This window comes from Nonomuraea sp. NPDC048901, assembly GCF_040649695.1.
Lineage (GTDB): Bacteria > Actinomycetota > Actinomycetes > Streptosporangiales > Streptosporangiaceae > Nonomuraea.
This window is the reverse complement of record NZ_JBEZFW010000015.1, coordinates 15,488-36,764: the sequence shown is the minus strand read 5'-3', so window position 1 is coordinate 36,764 and position 21,277 is coordinate 15,488. Positions and strand designations below refer to the sequence as shown.

At 70.0% G+C, this 21,277-nt stretch carries 18 protein-coding genes; 8 read left to right on the top strand and 10 right to left on the bottom strand.

All coding sequences use genetic code 11. From position 1 onward, the window contains the following. The first annotated feature begins 47 nt into the window (after positions 1-47). The gene (locus AB0C30_RS40365; RefSeq protein WP_357954010.1) at positions 48-3,407 is read left to right on the top strand and encodes a S8 family serine peptidase; all 3,360 of its coding nucleotides are present in this window, start codon (positions 48-50) and stop codon (positions 3,405-3,407) included. A gap of 58 nt (positions 3,408-3,465) precedes the next feature. Here AB0C30_RS40365 and AB0C30_RS40360 read toward each other — a convergent pair whose 3' ends face one another. Continuing rightward, positions 3,466-4,692 carry an MFS transporter gene (locus tag AB0C30_RS40360; protein ID WP_357954008.1) on the bottom strand — a complete coding sequence of 409 codons (1,227 nt, stop codon included), beginning with the start codon at positions 4,690-4,692 and terminating at the stop codon, positions 3,466-3,468. 93 nt (positions 4,693-4,785) lie between these two features. Next, the gene (locus AB0C30_RS40355; protein WP_357954006.1) at positions 4,786-5,217 is read right to left on the bottom strand and encodes a MarR family transcriptional regulator; all 432 of its coding nucleotides are present in this window, start codon (positions 5,215-5,217) and stop codon (positions 4,786-4,788) included. Between the two features lie 79 nt (positions 5,218-5,296). Here AB0C30_RS40355 and AB0C30_RS40350 point away from each other — a divergent pair, with 79 nt between their 5' ends. Continuing rightward, on the top strand, positions 5,297-5,710 hold the full coding sequence (locus tag AB0C30_RS40350; protein ID WP_357954004.1) for an organic hydroperoxide resistance protein: 414 nt from the start codon (positions 5,297-5,299) through the stop codon (positions 5,708-5,710). 3 nt (positions 5,711-5,713) lie between these two features. On the opposite strand, the gene AB0C30_RS40345 is transcribed toward AB0C30_RS40350, so the two are convergent. From AB0C30_RS40345 to AB0C30_RS40335, 3 genes are all read right to left on the bottom strand, one after another. Continuing rightward, entirely contained in the window at positions 5,714-6,952 is a 1,239-nt protein-coding gene (locus tag AB0C30_RS40345; protein ID WP_357954002.1) for a cytochrome P450, read from the bottom strand. Between the two features lie 330 nt (positions 6,953-7,282). Then, complete coding sequence (locus tag AB0C30_RS40340) at positions 7,283-8,251, bottom strand: nucleoside hydrolase (RefSeq protein ID WP_357954000.1); 969 nt, start codon at positions 8,249-8,251, stop codon at positions 7,283-7,285. After that, positions 8,248-8,376, bottom strand: coding sequence for a hypothetical protein (locus tag AB0C30_RS40335; RefSeq protein ID WP_357953998.1), 129 nt, complete (start codon positions 8,374-8,376; stop codon positions 8,248-8,250). Before AB0C30_RS40335 ends, AB0C30_RS40340 begins: the two co-directional genes overlap by 4 nt. A gap of 179 nt (positions 8,377-8,555) precedes the next feature. On the opposite strand from AB0C30_RS40335, the gene AB0C30_RS40330 reads away from it, so the two are divergent. Both AB0C30_RS40330 and AB0C30_RS40325 read left to right on the top strand, forming a co-directional pair. Next, positions 8,556-9,356: a GntR family transcriptional regulator gene (locus AB0C30_RS40330; protein ID WP_357953996.1), complete on the top strand. Its 801-nt coding sequence runs from the start codon at positions 8,556-8,558 to the stop codon at positions 9,354-9,356. After that, positions 9,353-9,502, top strand: coding sequence for a hypothetical protein (locus AB0C30_RS40325; RefSeq protein WP_357953994.1), 150 nt, complete (start codon positions 9,353-9,355; stop codon positions 9,500-9,502). Before AB0C30_RS40330 ends, AB0C30_RS40325 begins: the two co-directional genes overlap by 4 nt. Positions 9,503-9,523: 21 nt before the next feature. Here the strand turns inward: AB0C30_RS40325 and AB0C30_RS40320 are convergent, their stop codons facing one another. Beyond that, positions 9,524-10,366: an NAD-dependent protein deacetylase gene (locus tag AB0C30_RS40320; RefSeq protein ID WP_357953992.1), complete on the bottom strand. Its 843-nt coding sequence runs from the start codon at positions 10,364-10,366 to the stop codon at positions 9,524-9,526. A gap of 72 nt (positions 10,367-10,438) precedes the next feature. On the opposite strand from AB0C30_RS40320, the gene AB0C30_RS40315 reads away from it, so the two are divergent. Further along, positions 10,439-11,143 carry a helix-turn-helix domain-containing protein gene (locus AB0C30_RS40315; RefSeq protein ID WP_357953990.1) on the top strand — a complete coding sequence of 235 codons (705 nt, stop codon included), beginning with the start codon at positions 10,439-10,441 and terminating at the stop codon, positions 11,141-11,143. 71 nt (positions 11,144-11,214) lie between these two features. On the opposite strand, the gene AB0C30_RS40310 is transcribed toward AB0C30_RS40315, so the two are convergent. Next, positions 11,215-13,089 (bottom strand): GH25 family lysozyme, encoded by a 1,875-nt coding sequence (locus AB0C30_RS40310; protein ID WP_357953988.1) that lies wholly within the window; start codon positions 13,087-13,089, stop codon positions 11,215-11,217. Positions 13,090-13,125: 36 nt separating this feature from the next. Next, the gene (locus AB0C30_RS40305; protein ID WP_357953986.1) at positions 13,126-14,856 is read right to left on the bottom strand and encodes a CHAP domain-containing protein; all 1,731 of its coding nucleotides are present in this window, start codon (positions 14,854-14,856) and stop codon (positions 13,126-13,128) included. Positions 14,857-15,031: 175 nt separating this feature from the next. Here AB0C30_RS40305 and AB0C30_RS40300 point away from each other — a divergent pair, with 175 nt between their 5' ends. Both AB0C30_RS40300 and AB0C30_RS40295 read left to right on the top strand, forming a co-directional pair. Continuing rightward, the gene (locus AB0C30_RS40300) at positions 15,032-18,022 is read left to right on the top strand and encodes a BTAD domain-containing putative transcriptional regulator (RefSeq protein ID WP_357953984.1); all 2,991 of its coding nucleotides are present in this window, start codon (positions 15,032-15,034) and stop codon (positions 18,020-18,022) included. Between the two features lie 85 nt (positions 18,023-18,107). Then, on the top strand, positions 18,108-18,773 hold the full coding sequence (locus AB0C30_RS40295; protein ID WP_357953982.1) for a M15 family metallopeptidase: 666 nt from the start codon (positions 18,108-18,110) through the stop codon (positions 18,771-18,773). A 36-nt stretch (positions 18,774-18,809) separates the two neighbouring features. Here AB0C30_RS40295 and AB0C30_RS40290 read toward each other — a convergent pair whose 3' ends face one another. Both AB0C30_RS40290 and AB0C30_RS40285 read right to left on the bottom strand, forming a co-directional pair. Next, a complete protein-coding gene (locus AB0C30_RS40290) occupies positions 18,810-19,280 on the bottom strand; it encodes a VOC family protein (RefSeq protein WP_357953980.1) in 471 nt (156 codons plus the stop codon). 173 nt (positions 19,281-19,453) lie between these two features. After that, entirely contained in the window at positions 19,454-19,996 is a 543-nt protein-coding gene (locus tag AB0C30_RS40285; RefSeq protein ID WP_357953978.1) for a TetR/AcrR family transcriptional regulator C-terminal domain-containing protein, read from the bottom strand. A gap of 101 nt (positions 19,997-20,097) precedes the next feature. Between AB0C30_RS40285 and AB0C30_RS40280 the strand changes: the two genes are divergently transcribed. After that, positions 20,098-21,273: an NAD(P)/FAD-dependent oxidoreductase gene (locus AB0C30_RS40280; protein ID WP_357953976.1), complete on the top strand. Its 1,176-nt coding sequence runs from the start codon at positions 20,098-20,100 to the stop codon at positions 21,271-21,273. Positions 21,274-21,277 lie beyond the last annotated feature (4 nt).

Here is a 21,277-nt window from a genome sequence, read left to right as displayed (position 1 = left end):
CTTAAATCACCTTGTCATCAAAAGTCACAAAGAATTAGAAAGCGGAGGTGCTTCAGAGAACCGCGCTCCTGGGTGTCGTGATCACGGCCCTGATAGCGGCCGCCGCTCCGGCCCAGGCCGCACCGACGCCCGCTCCGTCGGCCACCCCGACCCCCGCTCCTTCGGCCACCCCGACCGCGGCCCAGTCCGCCGCGAAGGCCGGCCCGCCCAAGACCATCACCCTCCTCACCGGGGACAAGGTCGTCCTCCGTACGCTCCCGGACAAGCAGACCCAGCTGGACGTCCAGTCCGCCCCCGGCCGGGAGAAGATCAACTTCATTCACCGCCGGTCCAAGGACGGGCTCAGCATCGTCCCCGTCGATGCGCTGCCGCTGCTGGCCGCGGGCCGGCTGGACCCCCGGTTGTTCAACGTCACCCGGCTCGCCGCCCTCGGCTACGACGACGCCACCAGCTCGGCGCTGCCGCTCATCGTGACGTACCCGGACCAGACCGCCGCCGCCACGCTGCGCGTCGCGGGCGGGCGCCCGCTGCCCGCGATCAACGGGATCGCCCAGAGCGAGCCCCACGCCGCGGCCGGCACACTCTGGAAGTCCCTGACAGGGCAGCAGGCCAGGGCGGCGGCCGCACCCGCGAAGGTCTGGCTGGACGGCAAGGCCAAGCTGTCCCTCGACGTCAGCGTCCCGCACATCGGCGCGCCCAAGGCGTGGGCGGCCGGCCAGACCGGCAAGGACGTCAAGGTCGCGGTGATCGACACCGGTTACGACCCCGGCCATCCCGACCTCCAGGGGCTGGTGGACAAGTCGGAGAACTTCACCTCCGAGCCCGACGTCCGCGACCTCAACGGCCACGGCACTCACGTCGCCTCCACGATCGCCGGATCCGGCGCCGCGTCGGACGGCCGGTACAAGGGCGTCGCCCCCGGCGCCAAGCTGCTGATCGGCAAGGTCTGCGTGCAGAGCGGGGACTGCCCGGACTCGGCGATCATCCAGGCCATGACCTGGGCGGCCGAGAACGGCGCCCGCGTCGCCAACCTCAGTCTCGGGGAGGCCGACACTCCCGGCGACGACCCGGTGGAGCAGGCCGTCAACAGCCTGTCGGAGAAGTACGGCACGCTGTTCGTCATCGCCTCGGGCAACGACGGCCCGCAGACGGTCGGCTCGCCGAGCACCGCGGACAGCGCGCTGTCGGTCGGCGCCTCCTTCCGCGACGACGACACGGTGGCGCAGTTCAGCAGCACGGGCCCGCGCGCGTCCGACGGCGCGGTGAAGCCCGACCTGATCGCGCCGGGCGTGAACATCGTCGCCGCGCGGGCCGCGGGCACCTCCGCCGGCTCCCCGGTAGACGACTCCTACACGGCGCTGAGCGGTACGTCCATGGCGACGCCGCACGTGGCCGGAGCGGCCGCGATAGTCGCCGGGCAGCACCCCGACTGGAAGGCCGCCCAGATCAAGGCCGCGCTGATGGCCTCCACCGCGCCCGGCGACGAGCTGGGCGCCTACGTCCAGGGCTCCGGCCGCGTCGACGTCGCCCGCGCCGTCACCCAGCAGGTCACCGCCGAGCCCGCCGCGCTGAGCATGGGCGACATCGAGCTGCCCAGCCCCGCGCCCAAGGAGAAGACGCTCACCTACCGCAACGACGGCGACGCCGCCGTCCGGCTGAACCTGAGCGTTGTCGCCAAGGACGAAAAGGGCGCGGTGGTGACGCCGTTCAAGCTCGGCGCCACGACAGTGGAGGTGCCCGCGCACGGCACCGCCGAGGTCAAGGTGACCGCCACGGCGGGCCCGACCGGCCTGTTCAGCGGTACGGTCATCGCCGCGAACGCCGACGTCTCCGTACGCACCGGCATCGGCATGCGGGTCGCGCCGGAGAAGCGCGCGCTCAAGCTGCGCTACACCGGCACGGACGGGCAGCCCGTCCAGAGCGCCTTCGCCGGGGTGATCGACCTCGACACCGAGGAGCAGCGCAACTACGACATCTCCGGCGGCACGCTGGACCTGAGGCTGGACAGGGGCCACCGCTACACCGTCGTCGGTCTCATGTTCGACCACGACGGCACTCTGGTGATGTCCTCCGATCCGGAGTTCACCCTTGACGCCGACCGTACGGTGGCCGCCGACGCCCGCAAGGCCAAGCCGGTGGACGTACGTACGGAGGAGCCGACCGCGCGGCTGGCCGTCGGCATGCTCGGCATGCTCCAGCTCGTCGACGGCCAGCCCCTCGGCGTGGACGTCGATCTGGCCGGCATGTGGGGCGCGGACCGCGTCGAGGGCATCAAGGCCATCCCGACGACGCGTACGGTGAGCAAGAAGTTCGCGTACTACCGGTGGACGCAGTGGGCCAAGCCGAAGGGCGACGGCGGCTACGACGACAGCCCGTACTTCTACCACCTGATGAAGGCCGAGCCGCGGATCCCCGCCGACCCCGGCTACCGCCCGCGTCGGCGCGACCTCGCCGAGGTCAATTCCACCTATGCCACGCAGAACGACGTCAAGTTCGGCGAGCATTTCGCCCTGCCCGTGCTGTACGGGACGGAGCTGGCGTGGACGCCGTACGGGCAGGTGTCCCGGTTCTCGCTCCCGTTCCACCGGACCGAGTACTACACGCCCGGCGACACCGGCTGGTATCCCTCCTTCATCCAGTACCGGACGCCGCCGGACGGCTGGAACGACACCGACCAGTTCTTCTTCGGCAAGACCACCGTCTACCGCGTCGGCACGAAGACCGACGACCAGTGGAACACCGGCGTCTTTGCCGCCGCGCTCAACCCTGGCGGCGACTACACCTGGCGAGAGGAGAACACGCTGCAGTTCGCGGCCGGCCTCTTCGAGGACGGCACGTCCGATCGCATCTCCTACGGCGAGTACACCGCTCCGCAGGCCCGGCTCTACCGGGACGGCAAGGAGATCTACGCCGCCGACTACCTGCCCGGCACGGTCGACGCGCCCGCGGAGACGAAGGAGAGCGAGTACCGGCTGACCATGACGGCCGACCGTGTGCCGGCCCAGACCCAGGTGTCCACGCGGGTCAGTGCCGAGTGGAAATTCAGGTCGAAGACGCCTCAGCCGGGCAAGCGGCAGGTGCTGCCGCTGCTGACCCTCGCGATCAAGCCGGAGCTGGACGATCGCAACCGGGCCGCGGCCGGGCTCGCGCGCATCCCGCTGCGCGTCCAGCGTCAGAACGGCTCGCCCGATCTGAAGCTGCGTACGCTCACCGTGGAGATCTCCTACGACGACGGCCGCACCTGGCTGCCCACGCTGGTGCACCCGTCGGCCCAGGGCACCTGGGCCGCCGAGACCTGGCACCCGATCAGCGCGCGCGGCAAGTTCGCCTCGCTGCGGGTCAAGGCCGTCGACACAGGCGGCAACGGGTTCGCCGAGACCATCACCAGGGCCTACAAGATCAAGTAGCCCGCACGGACGCCCCGCCCCGCCCGCACAGGCGCGGCGGGGCGTCTTCGTGTCCTGATCAGGCGGCCGTCAGGTGGAACTGGTCGGCCCGCTGCGGTACGACCATCGCGATCAGCGCGCCCAGCACCGTGGTGCCGATCAGCAGCCCGAACGCGGCGGTATAGGAGTAATGGTCGACCAGCCACCCCATCAGCACCGGCGCGAGGACGCCCGCCACCTGCCCGCCGACGTTGACCACCCCCATTCCCGAGCCGATCACCGCGGGCGGCAGCGCGCGTACCGGCATGCCGAGGATCCCCATCATCGACAGCCCGGCCACCGCCATGGCCAGCGTCTGGAACAGCGTGAACCCCGCCGCGGTCTCCGCGCGCAGCATCAGCACCAGCAGCACGGCGGTGCAGAGCAGCAGCGGGATGACGAAGAGCCGGCCCCGGTCGTGGAAGTAGCGGTCGAACAGCCAGCCGCCGAGGATGATCGTCCCGGTCATCACCAGGCCGGGGATGGCCGCGTACAGGCCCGTGTTCAGCAGCGAGACCCCGCGCGCCTCCAGCAGGTAGCTGGGCACCCAGGTGATCATCCCGTACCCGAGCATGTTGGTCGCGCAGAACAGCGCCGCGAACTTCCACACCGCCGGCGCCCGCAGCACGGACGCGGGCGGGGGAGCGGGGCGGGTCAGGTCGCCGGAGCCGTTCAGCTCGGCGGGCAGGGGCGGGGGGAGCAGCGCCCACAGCAGCAGCCCGATCAGCGCGCCCGCGGCCGCTATCACCCAGAACGTGGGCCGCCACCCGAACGCCAGCAGCAGCGGCGCCACGACCAGCGGCGCCAGGCCCGCGCCCAGCTGGGTGGCGGCCAGCATCGTGCCCGCCGCCGTGGCCCGCCGGGCGGGCGTGGTCCGCTCGGACAGCGCCTTGAAGGACGCGCCGGGGAAGATCCCCTGCCCCACGCCGAACAGCGCCCGGATCACCAGCAACGCGCCCAGCCCCCACGCCAGGCCGGTCAGCGCGGTGAACGCCGACCACAGCGCGAGCGAGACGACGAGCAGCCTGCGTGCCCCGACCCGGTCGGCCAGCAGCCCGCCGGGGATCTGGCACAGCAGGTAGACCAGGGCGAACACGGTGATCAGTGCGCCCTGCTCGGTCTTGGTGAGCGCGAACTCCGCCCCGATGAACGGCAGCGCGACCGCCATCATCACCCGGTCGATGTAGTCGACGACCCAGACTCCCATGAGCAGGCCGACGGTGAGGGTCGCGGTCTTCCTGACGTCGAGCGTGTACGTACTCCCCAAGGCGACCTCCGGTGATGCGGGCGTTCCGCATTCTTCATACAGACCAGCCGGTGGTACTCGGGACTGTTCGACGATTCGTCCGGAGAGGCTACCTCAGGTGGCTTCGGTCAGGGATTGGGTCATTCGGCCGAGCGTACGCTGCAGGTCGGCCAGCTCGCTCATGCGCAGCCCGGTGGCGCCGAGCACGTGCTCGGGCACCCGCAGGGCCGACTGCCGCAGCTCCGCGCCCGCGCCGGTCAGCCGCACCACCACGGAGCGCTCGTCGCCGGCATTGCGCTCCCGCTGGACGAGCCCGGCCGCCTCCAGTCGCTTGAGCAGCGGTGACAGGGTGCCGGAGTCGAGCCGCAACGCCACTCCCAGCTCCTTGACCGTCACCGGCTCCCGCTCCCACAGCACCAGCATCACCAGATATTGCGGGTAGGTCAGCCCCAGCTCCGCCAGCTCGCGCCGGTAGAAGCCGTCGAGTGCGCGGGACGCGGCGTGCACGGCGAAGCACACCTGGTTCTCCAGCAGCAACGCGTTCATGACCCCAGCATACCCGGGGTTGACGGCAGGCAATTAAATTGTGCACAATCAAGTTGTACGCAATCGATTAGGAGCGATCATGAGCACCCTCTACACCGCCATTGCCACCGCGACGGGCCGCGAGGGCCGCGCCGTCTCCTCCGACGGGCGCCTGGACGTCACGCTCTCCCCGCCGAAGGAGCTGGGCGGGGCCGGCGCCGGCACCAACCCCGAGCAGCTCTTCGCCGCGGGCTACGCCGCCTGCTTCGCCAGCGCCCTCGCCCTGGTGGCCAAGCGCATGAAGGTGGAGGCCGAACAGGCGTCCGTCACCGCCGAAGTGGGCCTGGCCCCCAACGGCGACGGCGGCTTCACCCTGGAGGTCGCGCTCCGCGTCGAGCTCCCCGACCACCTGCAGGGTGAGACCGGCCGCGCCCTGGTGGAGGCCACGCATCAGGTGTGCCCGTACTCCAACGCCACCCGCGGCAACATCCCGGTGACCCTCGTCATCGAATAGGTCCTACCGGCGACTTCCGTCCTTGGCGGGCCCGAGCACCACCGGCAGCACCGTCGGTCCTTCGGTGATGAACGACGAGCTGTAGACGATCTGATCCTCCCCGACCGCCAGACGCAGCTCGGGGAACCTGCCGAACAGCGAGGACAGCGCGATGCGGGCCTCAAGCCTGGCCAGCGGCGCGCCCAGGCAGAAGTGCGGCCCGCGGCCGAACGCCAGATGCGTCTCCTGGCCGCGCGCGATGTCGAAGCGCCCGGCGTCCCCGCCGAACCTGGCCGGATCCGTCCCCGTGCCGCCGATCCCGACCATGATCGGCTCCCCGGCCGGGATCGTCACCTCGCCGAGGCGCACGTCCTTCAGCGGGTAGCGGAACATGACGTTGATCACCGAGTTCCGGCTGCGTAACCCCTCCTCGACCACCTGCGCCCAGGCGTCCCGCGTACCCGCCAGGGCGAGCTGGTCCCGGTCCGCGCACAAGGCGATGACCGTGTTGGCGAGCAGGTGCACGGTGGTCTCGTGGCCGGCGATCAGCACCAGCCACAGGATCCCCACCATCTCGTCGTCGGTCAGCCGGTCCCCGTCGTCCTCCTGCGCCCGGATGAGCCCGGAGGTGAGATCGTCCCCCATGTCGCCGCGCTTGCGGTCGATGAACCTGGCCAGGTAACCGAGCAGGCCGGCCCCGGCCGTGCCGGCTTCCTCCGGGGTGGCGGTGTGGGACAGGAGCACATTCGTCCACTCGCGGATCTGGTAGCGCTCCTCCTCGGGCACGCCGAACAGCTCGCAGATCACATTGACCGGCAACGGCTCGGTGAAGTAGCGGACGAGATCCACCACCTCGCCATCGTCGGGCAGCTGGTCGAGGAGTTCGTCCGTCATCTCCTGGACGCGGGCGGCGAGACCCTGCACGCGTGCCGGGGTGAAGGCCCGGTTGATGAGGCCCCGCAGCCGCCGGTGGTCCGCCCCGTCCTGGGTCAGCAGGTGATCGCCCTCAATGACCTGCCGCAGCGGCCAGTCAGGAGGGATGGTGCCGTCGTGCAGCGCGGGGCAGTTCCGGGCGTTCTTGCTGAAGAGCGTGTCGTCGTTGGCGAGGACCTCGTTCACCATGTCGTACGAGGTCACGGCCCACGCTTTGACCTTGCCCGGGAGCTCGATGGGGACCACTGGCCCGTGCTCATCCCGAAAGCGGTGAATCGTGCTGGATGCCCGCTCACCGGGAACCGGGATTCGTAGCGGAGAGGTAGTCACTGAGAGGCCTCCAAAAAGTGAAATGTCCTCCCAACTGTCCGCGATGGGCAAGATCCGGAAAAGATGAGTTAGACGTCACCCCAGGACCCGCAACACTTACCGACCGCGCCACACCGTTCTGACCGGTGAAACGGCGTGGCTCGGCACGGCGGCGTTCACCCCCACCCTCACTCCGCTATCGTCCGTCCCCCCGATGACCGGCCACCACACCCGCGGGTGCCGCGGTTGCGACAACGCGCGAAAGCGGGGACGTTGCCGAGCCGATACCCGGCGATGTTCGCACACGACCGGCTTGCCGGTCGGGTGCGATGAGGGGGAAGCGAGAGTCGCTCAGGCGGGTGCGCCGCTGCCATGATGGGTGAAGACCTCGAGCAGTAGCTCCGCCAGGAGTTCGGCGTCTGCTCCAAAGGCGACGTCGGCGTTGGGCTTCTGGGCCGCGCCGAGCCGGGTGTCCATCACGGTCCGGCCGACGGTAAGGCAATCGGTGGTCTCGACGGCGACGTGCACGCTCCGTGTGGTGATGACCTGGGGCTGGACGAGGTAGGCGGTGCAGACCACGTCGTGCACCGGTGCGGCGTCCTCGGCGGACACGACGCCGTGGTAAGCGGAGATCCGCCGCGAGATGAACCGGGAGGCGGCGATTCCGGCGGGCGTCCCCGACTTCTCCAACTTGAGGCAGGTGCTTCTTGTGACCAGCGCCTGGTGGGTGGCGTCGAGCGGCACCAGGGTGGTGCGGGCGAATCCCGCGGAAAGGACCACGCTCGCGGCCTCGGGGTCGGCCCAGATGTTGAACTCGGCCGATGCGGTCACGTTGGTCACCGCATGGCCGCCACCCATGACCACCAGTTCGTCGACCGCTTCTGTCAGGGATGGATCGATGGCGAGGACGGTGGCGATGTTGCTCAGCGGTCCGACCGGTACCAGAGTGATCTGTTCGGTTGTCGCCCGAAGCGTCTCGACCAGGAACTCGACGGCCCCGGTGTCCTGGCGCGTGCTGCGCGGTGGCGGGATCGACAGGGCGCTGCCGTGTGGGTCGTCGTCGGAGTCCCGCTCGAAGTGCTTGGTGGAGGGGAAGCCGAGCCTTGCGATGGGACGGCTGAGTCCGGCGAAGACCGGGATCTGCGACCTGCCGATCCAGTCGAGTACGCGCAGCGTGTTGTCCGTGGTGTTCTCCAGCGGCACGTTGCCGTTGACGGTGGTGACGCCGATCAGGTCGAGTTCCGGATGCAACGCCGCGAACATGATCGCTACTGCGTCGTCGGTCCCGGTGTCGACGTCGAGGATGATCTTCCGGCTCATGAGTACGCCTTCTCTTCCATGATGGTGGTGTGCAGGCCGTCGCCGGCGGATTGGTGACGGGGGATCTCGGCGGCGGTGGGCCGCGGGATGAGGTACGAGGTGACGAGCGCGGCGACGGCGACCACCAGTCCGTTTCATGACGCCTCTACTTCCGGCAGGGGGCGTTGCGAACCAGCAGCGTCTCCTCCTGGTGGTATACCGTATGCCTATCGGTCGAACTTCCGAAACGTCAAGCATTCGCCTGAAGTTCGAGGTAGATTGATGTTTGTCTGGGATATGGCATACCAGGGGGAAGGGGGTGAACATGTCACGTCAGCCCAAGACGCCGCTGGGTCTCGCGCATACGTCGCTGCGTGATCAGGTCCGGCTGGAGATCCGGAACCGCATCGTGAAGGGGCAGCTTCCGCCTGGCAGCAAGATGGTCGAACGCGAGCTCGCAGATGAACTGGGCGTATCCCGAGTTCCCGTGCGCGAGGCCCTGCGCATGCTCGAGTCCGAGGGCTTCGTCCACGTCGTGCCGCGACGGGGAGTCGTCGTCAAGCATTTGTCGCAGACCGACGTTCAAGAACTCTTCGACGTACGCGAAGCGCTTGAGGCGTTCACCGCCCGCCGCGCCGCTGAGCAAGCGAGCAAGGCCGACATGCGGCGACTCAAGCGGCATCTCGACAAGGCAAGCCGGGCCGCGGCGGCGAGCAACGTCGACGACTTCGGTGACGCCAACGTGGCCTTCCATGACGAGATCACGGCCATCGCCGGCAACCACCTCCTCGGCACCATCCTGGAGCCCCTGCACGGTCGGCTGGACTGGCTGTTCCGTCAGGTCGACGACCCCGAACGGCTGTGCACCGAACACACCCGGCTGTACGAGGCGATCGCGTCCGGCGATTCGGCGGCAGCCGCCGCCTTCGCCGTCGAGCACGTCACCAGTAGCAGGAAGACCGCGCTGCGCATCCTGTTCGGCACCTCGCCGACCGCCACCGCCGGCCCCTCCCCGAACGCAGCCCGCGCCGACCCGGCCAACGGCACCCCTACCGCACCCGGAACGACGAGGCGCGACGCTGAGAGAGGCACACCCTCACCCCATGAAGGCCGGCACGTACCGTGAAGCACGTCGTGGATCGGATTGAGACCTTCCACGAGCTCAAGGCCGCCCCCGCGGCGCCAGCGGCCGATCTCGCCGACGATGGTGTTGATCGCGTAGCGAAGCCGATCACCTTCCGTCCCGAGGCGGCGCATCCGTTTGACAGATGAAGCGGGCCCTTCAGAGCCGGGTCAAGTTGACAGTCGGGTGGTGAGGTGGGTCAGGGTCGCGCCGAGGGGTGCGTCCAGGGTGAGTGCGGCCTGGGCGTCGCCGCCGGTCGGCCCCTGGTTCACGATGGCGATCGGGATGCCGAGCGCGGCTGCCTTACTGACGAATCGCAGGCCGGACCGTACGGTCAGCGACGATCCGAGGACCAGGAGCGCCCGCGCGGCCGCGACGAGCGCGAAGCACTCATCCACCCGGGTCCTGGGTACGTTCTCGCCGAAGAACACCACGTCGGGCTTGAGCAGCCCGCCGCAGGCGGCGCAGTCCACCACCTGGAACCCTTCGACCTGGTCGTCGGTGAGCACGGTGTCACCGTCGGGGTTGATCTGCCCGCTGGCCGCCCAGCCCGGATTGGCCGATCGCAGGCGGCTCTCCAGTTCGGTGCGGCGGGTTCGTTCGCGGCAGGACAGGCACACGACCCGGTCGAGCCCGCCGTGCAGCTCGATCACCCGCCGTGCTCCGGCCGCCTGGTGCAGGCCGTCGACGTTCTGCGTGACGATGGTCTCGATCAGCCCGCGCCGTTCCAGCTCGGCCACGGCGCGATGCCCGGCGTTGGGTGCGGCCAGGCCGATCTGCCGCCAGCCGGCGTGGCTGCGCGCCCAGTATCGCCGCCGCGCCTCGGCGCTGCCGACGAAGCGCTGGTACGTCATGGGCTCGGCCTTCCGGGCACGACCTGTGGGTCCCCGGTAGTCCGGGATTCCCGATTCGGTCGACAGCCCTGCCCCGCTGAGCACCACCACGCCACCCCTGGCCACCAGCTCGATCAGGGAGTCGAGCGCGCTGCCGCGGGTTCCCACACTTTCGGTCACAGCACCATGGTGCCCGACTCGCCGTATTCCGGTAACCGGAAAGGGCCCTCCGGTTGGGCTAAAGTGAGAGGCATGTCCACCGAGCCGCCTCAGATGCCGTACGCGCCCGCCGACGCACCCGGGCAGCCCGCCGAAACGTCTGGGCCGCGGGCCGACGCACCTGGGTTGCGCGCCGACGCGCGGCACAACCGCAACCGCATCCTCGAGGCCGCCCGCGAGACCTTCGCCACGCTCGGACTGGACGTGCCGATGGTCGAGATCGCCCGGCGCTCCGGCGTCGGGATCGCGACCCTCTACCGCCGCTTTCCCACGAAGGAGTCGCTGGTCGTCGAGGTGTTCGCGGACGATCTCCACGCGTGCGCGAAGGTGGTCGACGACGCACTCGCCGACCCCGACCCGTGGCGCGGCTTCCGCACCGTCATCGAGAAGGTGTGCGCCATGCAGGCCGTCGACCGTGGATTCACCGCGGCGTTCCTGTCGAAGTTCCCGGACGCGATCGCCTTCGAGCACGAACGCGAATGCGCCGAGCGGGGTTTCGCCGAGCTGGCCCGGCGAGCCAAGGAAGCCGGGCGACTGCGGGCCGACTTCGTCCAGGACGACCTCACGCTCCTCCTCATGGCCAACAGCGGCATCGTGACCGACTCGCCCGAGGCGGCGCTGGCCGCGTCCCGGCGGCTGGTGGCCCTCCTGCTCCAGGCGTTCCGCGCCGAAGGCGCCGACCCCCTGCCACCGGCCACCCCACTCGGCCTGGACCAGGTGCTCCGCCCGACGACCTGAGGATCGACAGCCACCAACGGGTGGCAAGAAAATAGGGGCGCGGACCAAGCTGGTCCACGCCCCCAGGGGTTTCAGACGAAGCGGATGGCGTTCCAGTCCCAGCCCGCGGCTGCCGGAACGGTGTAGCTGCCTGCGAAGGAGCCGAGGTGGCCGTTGGTGTCGGCGAGGGAGGTGTGCATGCTGATGGAGCCGTCGGTGTGGCGGTACATGATGGCCAGGTCGGAGCGGTGGTCGCCGTTGAAGTCGCCCGAGATGGTCTTGAAGGCGTTCCAGTCCCATCCGGCTCCGCTCGGTACGGAGTAGCCGATGGAGAAGGCCTGGAGCCCGCCGTTGGCGTCGGCCAGGGAGGTGTACAGGCCGATCGAATTGTCGGCGAAGTGGTATTCCATTACCGCGTCGGCTCGGCCGTCGCCGTTGGTGTCGCCGGGCAGCAGTCGGATGGCGTTCCAGTCCCAGCCCGCGGCTGCCGGGACGGAGTAGCTACCCACAAAGGAGCCGAGGTGGCCGCTGGTGTCGGCCAGCGAGGTGTGCATGCTGATCGACCCGTCGGTGTGGCGGTACATGATGGCCAGGTCGGAGCGGTGGTCGCCGTTGAAGTCGCCCGAGATGGTCTTGAAGGCGTTCCAGTCCCATCCGGCTCCGCTCGGTACGGAGTAGCCGATGGAGAAGGCTTGGAGCCCGCCGTTGGCGTCGGCCAGGGAGGTGTAGAGGCCGATGGAATTGTCGGCGAAGTGGTATTCCATTACCGCGTCGGCTCGGCCGTCGCCGTTGGTGTCGCCGGACAGCAGTCGGATGGCGTTCCAGTCCCAGCCCGCGGCTGCCGGGACGGAGTAGCTGCCCGCGAACGAGCCGAGGTGGCCATTGGTGTCGGCCAGTGAGGTGTGCATGCTGATCGAGCCGTCGGTGTGGTGATACATGATGGCCAGATCGGAGCGACCGTCGCCGTTGAAGTCACCGGTCAGCAGCCTGAACGCGTTCCAGTCCCACCCGGCCGCCGCCGGAACCGAGTAGCCGATGGAGAAGGCCTGGAGTCCGCCGCTGGCGTCGGCGAGTGAGGTGTAGAGGCCGATGGAATTGTCGGCGAAGTGATACACCATCACCCCATCCGCTCGCCCGTCACCATTGAAGTCCCCGGTCGCCTGCCCCACCGACGAGTCGTCCGATGCCCCTTGATGGCGGGAGAGGGCGTCGAGTTGCGCCTGAGTGCCGTTGAAGACGTTCAGCGTCACGTTGGTGGTGGGAACCCCGGGGACGCTGCCGACGTCGGCGTACTGCCACATCAGCCAGGTACTCCACCCCGGCGGTACCGCCGGGGTCGTGTGCCCGCTGGTGTAGTCCGCCACTTGCAGCGGGTAGGAAGCGAAGGCCGTGGTGCTGGACATGCACCCCGTCATGAAGCCGCGTGCCGTGTAGATCCATGGCTTGACGCCGAACGCCGACTGCACCTTGTCCAGCCAGATCTGCGCCTGTGCGACGGTCGTGTACGGCGGGCAGGAACTGTTGCCGTCGTCCGTCCACTCCATGTCCAAGATCGGCGGCAGTTCGCCCGCCCGGTGCCCGGTGTAGCCGGCGGCGCGCAGCGCGGCGATGAAGTAGTCGGCCTGCGCGCCGGCGGTGTTCGCGCTGTATCCGATCAGGAAGTGGTAGGGAGCGGTCGCGATGCCCTGCGCCAGGGACTGGCTGAGATCGCCGCTGAAGTAGGCATTGGTCTTGTTTGTGCCGCGGGTCGCTTTCAGCGTGGCGAACGTCACCCCGGAAGCCCGGATCTGGGACCAGTTGACCGAGGCGCCCCCCGGATGCTGATATTCCGTGATGTCTACGCCCTTGACGGGGAACCTGTTCAGGTCCGGGTTGGCGGAGGACGCGCTCGCAGGTTGGACGAGCGTTCCGGCGAGGCCCACGGCGACCAGGGCCGCGACCGCGATTCGCCATAACCGTACTGACATGGCGGAGCTCCTTTGCGTGTTGGGATGGCGAGCGGGTCAGACGAAGCGGATGGCGTTCCAGTCCCAGCCCGCGGCGGCCGGAACGGTGTAGCTGCCTGTGAAGGAGCCGAGGTGGCCGTTGGGGTCGGCGAGGGAGGTGTGCATGCTGATGGAGCCGTCGGTGTGCCGGTACATGATGGCGAGGTCGGAGCGGTGGTCGCCGTTGAAGTCGCCTGAGATGGTTTTGAAGGCGTTCCAGTCCCATCCGGCTCCGGCCGGCACGGAGTAGCCGATGGAGAAGGCCTGAAGGCCACCGCTGGTATCAGCGAGTGAGGTGTAGAGGCCGATGGAATTGTCGGCGAAGTGGTATTCCATCACTGCGTCGGTCCGGCCGTCGCCGTTGGTGTCGCCGGGCAGCAGTCGGATGGCGTTCCAGTCCCAGCCCGCAGCGGCCGGGACGGTGTAGCTGCCCGTGAACGAACCCAGATGACCGGCGGTGTCGGCGAGAGAGGTGTGCATGCTGATGGAGCCGTCGGTGTGCCGGTACATGATGGCGAGGTCGGAGCGGTGGTCGCCGTTGAAGTCGCCTGAGATGGTTTTGAAGGCGTTCCAGTCCCATCCGGCTCCGGCCGGCACGGAGTAGCCGATGGAGAAGGCTTGGAGCCCGCCGTTGGCGTCGGCCAGCGAGGTGTAGAGGCCGATGGAATTGTCCGCGAAGTGGTACTCCATCACTGCGTCAGCCCGGCCATCACCGTTGGTGTCACCGGACAGCAGTCGGATGGCGTTCCAGTCCCAGCCCGCCGCTGCGGGAACGGAGTAGCTGCCCGCGAACGAGCCGAGGTGGCCATTGGTGTCGGCGAGGGAGGTGTGCATGCTGATCGAGCCGTCGGTGTGGTGATACATGATGGCCAGATCGGAGCGACCGTCGCCGTTGAAGTCACCGGTCAGCAGCCTGAAGGCGTTCCAGTCCCACCCGGCCGCCGCCGGGACCGAGTAGCCGATGGAGAAGGCCTGGAGCCCGCCGTTGGCGTCGGCGAGTGAGGTGTAGAGGCCGATGGAATTGTCGGCGAAGTGATACACCATCACCCCATCCGCCCGCCCGTCACCGTTGAAGTCCCCGGTCGCCACTGACGAGTCGTCCGGTGCCGGCGTGCCGCCCCCTCCGTCCGCGTCCACCGGGGACGAGTAGCCGACGATGTCGATGTCGCCGCGCGAGTAGCTGTTCGCCTTGATGCGGTTACCGCTGTTGCCCTCGATCGTGTAGACGGTGCTCGCGTTCGCCGATGTCACGATGCCGACGTGGTCGATGTCGCCGCTCTGGTCCCAGTCGAAGACGAGCGAGTCGCCGGGCTGGGGCGTGTATCCGCTGCCTCGCGTGTGCCAGGTGCCGTACTTGACGCCGTAGTCCTTGAACGAGCTGGCCCAGCCGGTGAGCACGCCCCCGCTGGTCTCGTCCACCTCGGCGTGGGGCACTCCCGCGTTCTTCCATACGTACTTGGAGAAGTCCGCGCACCAGTCGCTGTCGCGCCACTGGACTCCGTCGCTGCTGGCGCAGCCGGAGGCGGGCTTCCATGGCCGGAAGTACCCGGTGTAGTAGTTGCAGCCGCTGCCCGCCGGGTCCTCGTGGTTGCGTGAGGCGTTGCCGAGCTGGCTTTGTGCGACGGAGACGATGCCGGCGCGGGAGACGGCGGCCGCGGGCGCGGCGGTCAGGGCGATCAATCCCGCGCCTGCGAGGGCGGTGGCGACGGCCGCGCCGCTGAGGCGGCGAAGAAGGGTCGAGGTGGTCATGGTGGTCCTCTCGGAGCAGTGGTGGTGCGCCTTCGTGACAAAGGCTGAAATGGGCGGCTCCAAGTTCTCTGCAAACGGGCTCCAGCGACTTCTGTAGCGGCGCGGGTTCCGTTGGAGTGGGCGCGGTGCTATCACTGCGGTACAAGGTCAAGTCCCGGGGGCCCGAGGGGGATTGATGGAGTTTCGTCTGCTCGGTCCCGTCGAAGCCTGGGACGGCGGGCGGTGCCTGCCGCTGGGCGGCCCGAAACCTCGTGCGCTCCTGACCGTTCTGCTGCTGGCCGCCGGGAAGGTGGTCTCCAGCGACCGGCTGGTGGACGTGCTGTGGGGCGAGGAGCCGCCGAGGAGCGCCCACGCGCTCGTCCAGACCTACGTCTACGGACTGCGCCGCACGCTGGCCGAGGGCGGCGGCGAGCCGGTGATCGAGACCCGGCCGCCCGGCTACGCCGCGCTGCTCCGGCCCGGCCAGCTCGACGTGGAGGCGTTCGAGCAGCTGGTCGCCGACGGCCGCCGGTACGCGGCGGACGGCGGTCACGAGCGCGCGGCCGAGTGCCTGCGCGCGGCGCTGGCGCTGTGGCGGGGGACGGCGCTCGGCGGGATCGGCCACGCGCTGCGCGGCGAGGCGGCGCGGCTGGAGGAGACCAGACTGCTCGTCCTGGAGGAGCGCCTCGACGTCGAGCTGACGCTGGGCAGGCACGCGGAGGTGGCCGGCGAGCTGACCGAACTGGTCCGGGCCCACCCCGCCCGCGAACGCCCGCGCGCCCAGCTCATGAAGGCCCTCTACCGGCTGGGCCGCCAGACCGACGCGATGGCCGCCTATCACGAGGCCCGGCAGGCGCTCGCCGACGAACTGGGCGTCGATCCCGGACCGGAGCTGCAGGAGTTGTACGAGGCCGTGCTACGCGCGGATCCGTCCTTGGCCTCGGCACCGCCCCCGCAGCCCGAGGCGGTCCCCGCGCATCTGCCTCGCGGCATCGCCGACTTCACCGGCCGGGACAAGGAGCTCGGCGAATTGGCCGCGCTGCTCACCACCCCCAGCGACACGCTGACGGTGTGCGTCATCTCCGGCAAGGGCGGGGTGGGCAAGTCGGCGCTCGCGGTGAAGGTCGCCCACCAGGTGACCTCGGCCTACCCCGACGGGCAGCTCTACGCCGACCTGCGCGGCGTCACCGGCTCGCCCGCACCCGCGCTGGAGGTGCTCGGGCGCTTCCTGCGGGCGCTCGGCGTGCCGCCGACGGCCGTCCCGGCGAGCGTGCCCGAGTGCGTAGACGCCTACCGCAGCGCCCTGTCCGGCCGCCGGCTGCTCGTGGTGCTCGACGACGCGGGCACCGAGCAGCAGGTACGCCCCCTGCTGCCGGGCAGCCCCACCTGCGCCGTACTGATCACCGCCCGGCGCAGGCTCGCGGGCCTGGACGGGGTGAAGGTGAGCGACCTCGACGTCTTCGACACCGAGGCGGGCGTGGACCTGCTCGCCCGTATCGCCGGTACGGAGCGGGTACATGCGGAGAACGAGGCGAGTGAGCGTATCGTGCGGCTCTGCGGCCACCTGCCGCTCGCGCTGCGCACGGCGGGCGCGCGGCTGGCGGCCCGCCCGCACTGGCCGCTCACGACTCTGGCCACGCGCCTGGCCGACGAGCGACGCCGCCTGGACGAGCTCACCGCGGGCGACCTGGAGGTACGGGCGAGCGTCGGGCTGAGCTACCGCGGGCTCGACGACGCGGCGAAGCGGGCGTTCCGGCTGCTCGGGCTGCTGGGAGTGCCCGATTTCGCCTCCTGGGTGATGGGGGCGCTCCTGGACGTACCGGATCCCGAGGGCGAGGAGGTTCTCGAGCGCCTGCTGGACGCGCAACTCCTCGACCACATCGCCGTGGACGCGGCCGGACAGAGCCGCTACCGGCTGCACGACCTGCTGCGCGTGTACGCGGCCGAGCGGGCCGAGGCGCAGGAGCCGCCCGAGGAGCGCGCGGCGGCGGTGACCCGTGCCCTGGGCGGATGGCTGTGGCTGCTCACCAGCGCCGCCGCCGCGCGGCCGCCGGGCGCGCTGGCCCTGCGGCGCGACTATGCCATGGCCAGGCCGCTCGGCCCGGAGGTCACCGACGGGGCGGCCGGAGACTTCCTGACGTGGTTCAACGCGGAGAGTCCCGCCCTGGTCGTCGCCGTCGAACGGGCGGCCGCCATGGGTCTGCACGAGGTGGCCTGCGAGGTGGCCGCCGCCCTGTGCTCCTCGTCGTTCTCCTTGGACACCCGCTTCGAGGAGTGGCGGCGTACCCATGAGTCGGCGCTGGCGGCGGCCCGGCGCGCCGGTGACCCGCTGGCGGAGGCCACGCTGCTGGTGGGACTCGGCCAGCTCCGCTACCGCCAGGACCGCTACCGCGAGGCGCGGGCCTTCTTCCACCAGGCGCTTCCGCTGCTGCGCGCGGGCGGTGACACGCGCGGGCAGGCGGTGGCCGTGGCCGGCATCGGTACCGCCTGCCGGGAGCAGGGCGACCTGGTCGAGGCGCTGGTCCACCTGCGGCAGGCGGGTGAGGCATTCCGCTCGCTCGGCGATGACGCCGGAGTGGGCGACGTCAGCCGGCTGGCCGGGTCGGTGCTGCTCGAACAGGGCGAGTTCGAAGCGGCACGTGTGATGCTCGACGACGCCCTGGCCGCCTTCCGCCGGTTGGGCAGCAGGCGTGGCGAGGGCATCACGCTGCGGACCATCGGGCTGCTGCATCGGGCCGTCGGCGAGCTGGACCGCGCGGAGGCATTGTGCGCGCGGGCGGTCGTCCTGCTGCGCGAGGCCGGCGACCCGCTCATGGCCGCGTACGCCGTGCAGGCCCTGGCCAAGACCCGGATCCGGCTCGGTGTCGACGACGCCGCGATCCTGCCCGAACTCCTCGACGCGCTGCGGATATGCGGGCGACACGGCGACAGGTTCGGCACGGCGCTCGTCGAGCGGACCATCGGCGAACTGCACCTGGCCCGTGGCCGGTACGACCTGGCCGAGGAGCATCTCGGCCGGTCCATCGCGCTGTGGGAGCAGCTGGACCTGCCGTTGTTCCGGGCGCGCACCTTGAGGGACCTGGCCGCCGTACGCGAGGCGACCGGAGACGGGCCGGCGGCGGCGTCCATGCGGGCCGCGGCCGTCGCCGTCTTCGCCGAGTTCGGCACCCGCGAACAGGGCGAGTGACCGCCTTAGTGCGTTCCTGGAGAGGATTTGTAGCGCCGCCACCGAACATTCTCCTTGACCTGCCCCCTTCCCTAAGGAGAACGTCGTGCCGGACATCGTGCTCATGTCGGATTCACGGGTCGCCGAGATCCGGGTGGAGGATCGCGGCGAGCCGCTGGTGGACCTGCGAACCGTACCCGGCCTGCTGGTGGACGAGCGGCAGGCCGACCCCGACGGCGCGTACGCCCACGTCCGCCGGGGGCATGTCGAACGCCTCCTGCGTGCTCAGGCGGGCCTTCCCGACGGTCTGCGGCTGCTCATCGTGGAGGCGTACCGGCCGCCCGCGCTGCAGGAGCGGTATTTCTCGTCGTACGCGGCCAAGCTCGCCGAGGCCAACCCGGACTGGCCTGAGGAACACATCTACGTGCAGGCCAGCCGTTCCCTGGCCCCGCCCCACATCGGCCCGCATGTCTGCGGCGCGGCCGTCGACCTCACCCTGTGCACCGAATCCGGCAAGGAGCTGGACATGGGGACAGAGGTGAACGCGAGCCCCGAGGAGAGCAATGACGGCTGCTACACGGCAGCGCACAACATTTCCGCTCGGGCTCGCTCGAACCGTGGCATCCTCGGTGGCGTCCTGAGCGAAGCCGGCTTCGTGAACTACCCGACGGAGTGGTGGCACTGGTCGTACGGCGACCGCTATTGGGCACTGTGCACCGGCGCTCCCGCGGCCCTGCACGCCCTGATCGACTGGCCACTCCCAGCAGGTTGATCGTTCAGGACCGCGGCGCCGTCATCGGACAGCCGCTCAGAGGCGGGCGGCCTCTTCCAGAGCGTTGATGTCGATCTTCCGCATGCCCAGCATCGCCTTCATGACCCGCTGCGCCTTGGCCGGGTCGGGGTTGCTCAGCAGCTCGGGCAGTACCTTGGGGACGATCTGCCAGGACAGGCCCCACCGGTCCTTCAGCCAGCCGCACTGCGATTCCTCGCCACCCTCGGTGAGCTTGGCCCACAGCTCGTCGACCTCCTCCTGCGAGGCGCAGTCGACGTACAGCGAGATCGCCTCGGTGAAGGTGAACTCCGGGCCGCCGTTCAGCGCGACGAACCGCTGGCCCGCCAGCTCGAACGACACCGTCATGGCCGTCCCCGCCGGACCCGGGCCGGCGTCGCCGTAGCGCTGGACCTCCAGGATCCGCGAGTCCTCGAACAGCGAGGTGTAGAAAGCCGCCGCCTCTTCGGCCTGGTTGTCGAACCACAGGAACGTGGTGATCTTCTGCATGATGCGCTCCTCCGAGTACGGGAGTCCGGAACGGTGAGTCCCGGGCTGTCCTGTCACTAACGCGTCGAACACGTCGACGGCGATTCGACACGGCGGAGCGAGATTTTTTCCCCGGTGTCGAGCGATCGTGTCGTCGCAGCTCCAGGACGGCTCCAGGCGGCTCCAGGGGCAGCTCAGGGCAGGGATGCCTTGGTTCCGGCGATGATCAGTTCGAGGCCGGCGCGGAAGGTGCGGTCGCGGAAGTCTCTGGGCTGGGTGGCGATCGAGCGGGCCTGTTCCTCGGTCGTGTAGCCGTTGACGTAGGCCATGACGGTGTCCACGGCCGCGGCGGCCGTGTCGGCGGGGACGCCCGCGGCGGTCAGGGTGGCGATGAGGTCGTGGTAGAAGGCGACGGCCTCGCTGCCCGGGTTCTGGAAGGTGGACATGAGGCGCGCCCCGTCGCGGTGGGCCAGCATGAGCTCCCGCGTACCGTTCGCGAGGAGGCGCAGCCGCTCGTCCCAGGGGCCGTCGAGCGGCGGCACGGCCTCGCCCGGCGGGACGACCAGGTGCGCGACCATGGCGTCCAGCAGGGCCTGCTTACTCGGGTAATGCCGGTACAGCGCGCCTGCCCGCACGCCGAGCCGGCTCGCCAGGAGCCGCATGGTGAGACCGTCCAGGCCGACCTCGTCGAGCAGCTCGATCGCCGCCTGAAGCACCTGGGCGCGTCGCTCACTCATCGAATCCTCCAAGACGTGGTTGACAATGCGGCTCTCCGTACGTGAACAATGTACACGTGAACGTCGTTCACGTCGGAACGGCGTCGGAGGCGGAGGGTGTCATGACCGAGCAAGGCGTGGGACGCGTGCTGGTGATCGGGGCGGGGCTCGGCGGGCTGACGCTCGCCCACGCGCTCGTCCGAGCGGGCCTCGACGTGCGCGTGTACGAGGCGGATGACGGCAGCGGCGAGCGGTTCCAGGGGTACCGGATCGGGCTGGCGGAGCCGGGGCTGACCGCGCTGCGGGCAAGCCTGCCGCAGCGGCTGTACGAGCTGGTCGAGGCCACCAGCGGGGGCCTGACCGGGCCGGGGCTGCTGTTCGACGAGCAGTTAACGGTCCTCAGCCGCGACCTGGAGGGGCCGGTGGAGGGGAGCAGGGCGGTGGACCGGCAGGTATTGCGGCGGATCCTGCTCGGCGACCTGGGCGACCGGGTCACGCACGGCAAGCGGCTGACGGGTGTCGCGGAGAGGGCGGGCGGGACTGTGACCGCGCGCTTCGCCGACGGTACGGAGGCCACGGGCGCGGTGCTGGTCGGCGCCGACGGCGGCAACTCCGTGGTGCGGCGCCACCTGGTGCCCGAGGTCGGCCTGGTCGACGCGGACCTGTGCGGCGCGATGGGACGCACCACGATCACCGACCGCTTCCTGCGGCTGGTGCCGGGGCGCGGCACCATGGTGAAGGGTCCCGGAATCACGCTGATGCTGGGCCGGATGCAGTTCGACAGGGAGCCGTCCGCGGCCGCCGCCGAGCTCGTCCCCGGGCTGGAGATGCCGCACCGGGACAGCTACGTACGGTGGGTGCTGCTGGTGCCGCCGGAGCACCCGGCGGCCACCGATCCGGGGTCCGCCGGGGAGGACGCGCGCGAGCTGGTGCTGGAGCTCCTCGAGGGCTGGCATCCCGACCTGCGGGATCTGGTGCGCTCCGCCGACATGAGCGCCGTCGGCCGGTCCAAGATCTATGACCGCCCGATGCCGCCCTGGCCGGTGGGCCGGGTCACGCTGCTCGGTGACTCCGCGCACCTGACACTGGCCAGCGGCGGGAACGGCGCGAACACCGCCATGCAGGACGCCGTACGGCTGAGCGCCCGGCTGGCCGAGGTCCACCGAGGCGAGCGGGACCTGATCTCGGCGCTGGGGGAGTACCAGGACGACCTGCTCGAACGCGGGAACGCGGCGGTGCGGGTCGGCAAGGAGGCGCTGAAGAGATTCGTCCCCCCAGGGCCACAGGAGACCCGCTGATCCG

Excerpts from the sequence above, each read along its gene's own strand:
- AB0C30_RS40340 (WP_357954000.1), bottom strand. The coding sequence starts at position 8,251 with ATGAGCCGGAAGATCATCCTCGACGTCGACACCGGGACCGACGACGCA.
- AB0C30_RS40290 (WP_357953980.1), bottom strand. The coding sequence starts at position 19,280 with ATGCAGAAGATCACCACGTTCCTGTGGTTCGACAACCAGGCCGAAGAG.
- AB0C30_RS40315 (WP_357953990.1), top strand. The coding sequence starts at position 10,439 with ATGTCCACCGAGCCGCCTCAGATGCCGTACGCGCCCGCCGACGCACCC.
- AB0C30_RS40305 (WP_357953986.1), bottom strand. The coding sequence starts at position 14,856 with ATGACCACCTCGACCCTTCTTCGCCGCCTCAGCGGCGCGGCCGTCGCC.
- AB0C30_RS40355 (WP_357954006.1), bottom strand. The coding sequence starts at position 5,217 with ATGAACGCGTTGCTGCTGGAGAACCAGGTGTGCTTCGCCGTGCACGCC.
- AB0C30_RS40330 (WP_357953996.1), top strand. The coding sequence starts at position 8,556 with ATGTCACGTCAGCCCAAGACGCCGCTGGGTCTCGCGCATACGTCGCTG.
- AB0C30_RS40350 (WP_357954004.1), top strand. The coding sequence starts at position 5,297 with ATGAGCACCCTCTACACCGCCATTGCCACCGCGACGGGCCGCGAGGGC.
- AB0C30_RS40280 (WP_357953976.1), top strand. The coding sequence starts at position 20,098 with ATGACCGAGCAAGGCGTGGGACGCGTGCTGGTGATCGGGGCGGGGCTC.
- AB0C30_RS40310 (WP_357953988.1), bottom strand. The coding sequence starts at position 13,089 with ATGTCAGTACGGTTATGGCGAATCGCGGTCGCGGCCCTGGTCGCCGTG.
- AB0C30_RS40300 (WP_357953984.1), top strand. The coding sequence starts at position 15,032 with ATGGAGTTTCGTCTGCTCGGTCCCGTCGAAGCCTGGGACGGCGGGCGG.
- AB0C30_RS40285 (WP_357953978.1), bottom strand. The coding sequence starts at position 19,996 with ATGAGTGAGCGACGCGCCCAGGTGCTTCAGGCGGCGATCGAGCTGCTC.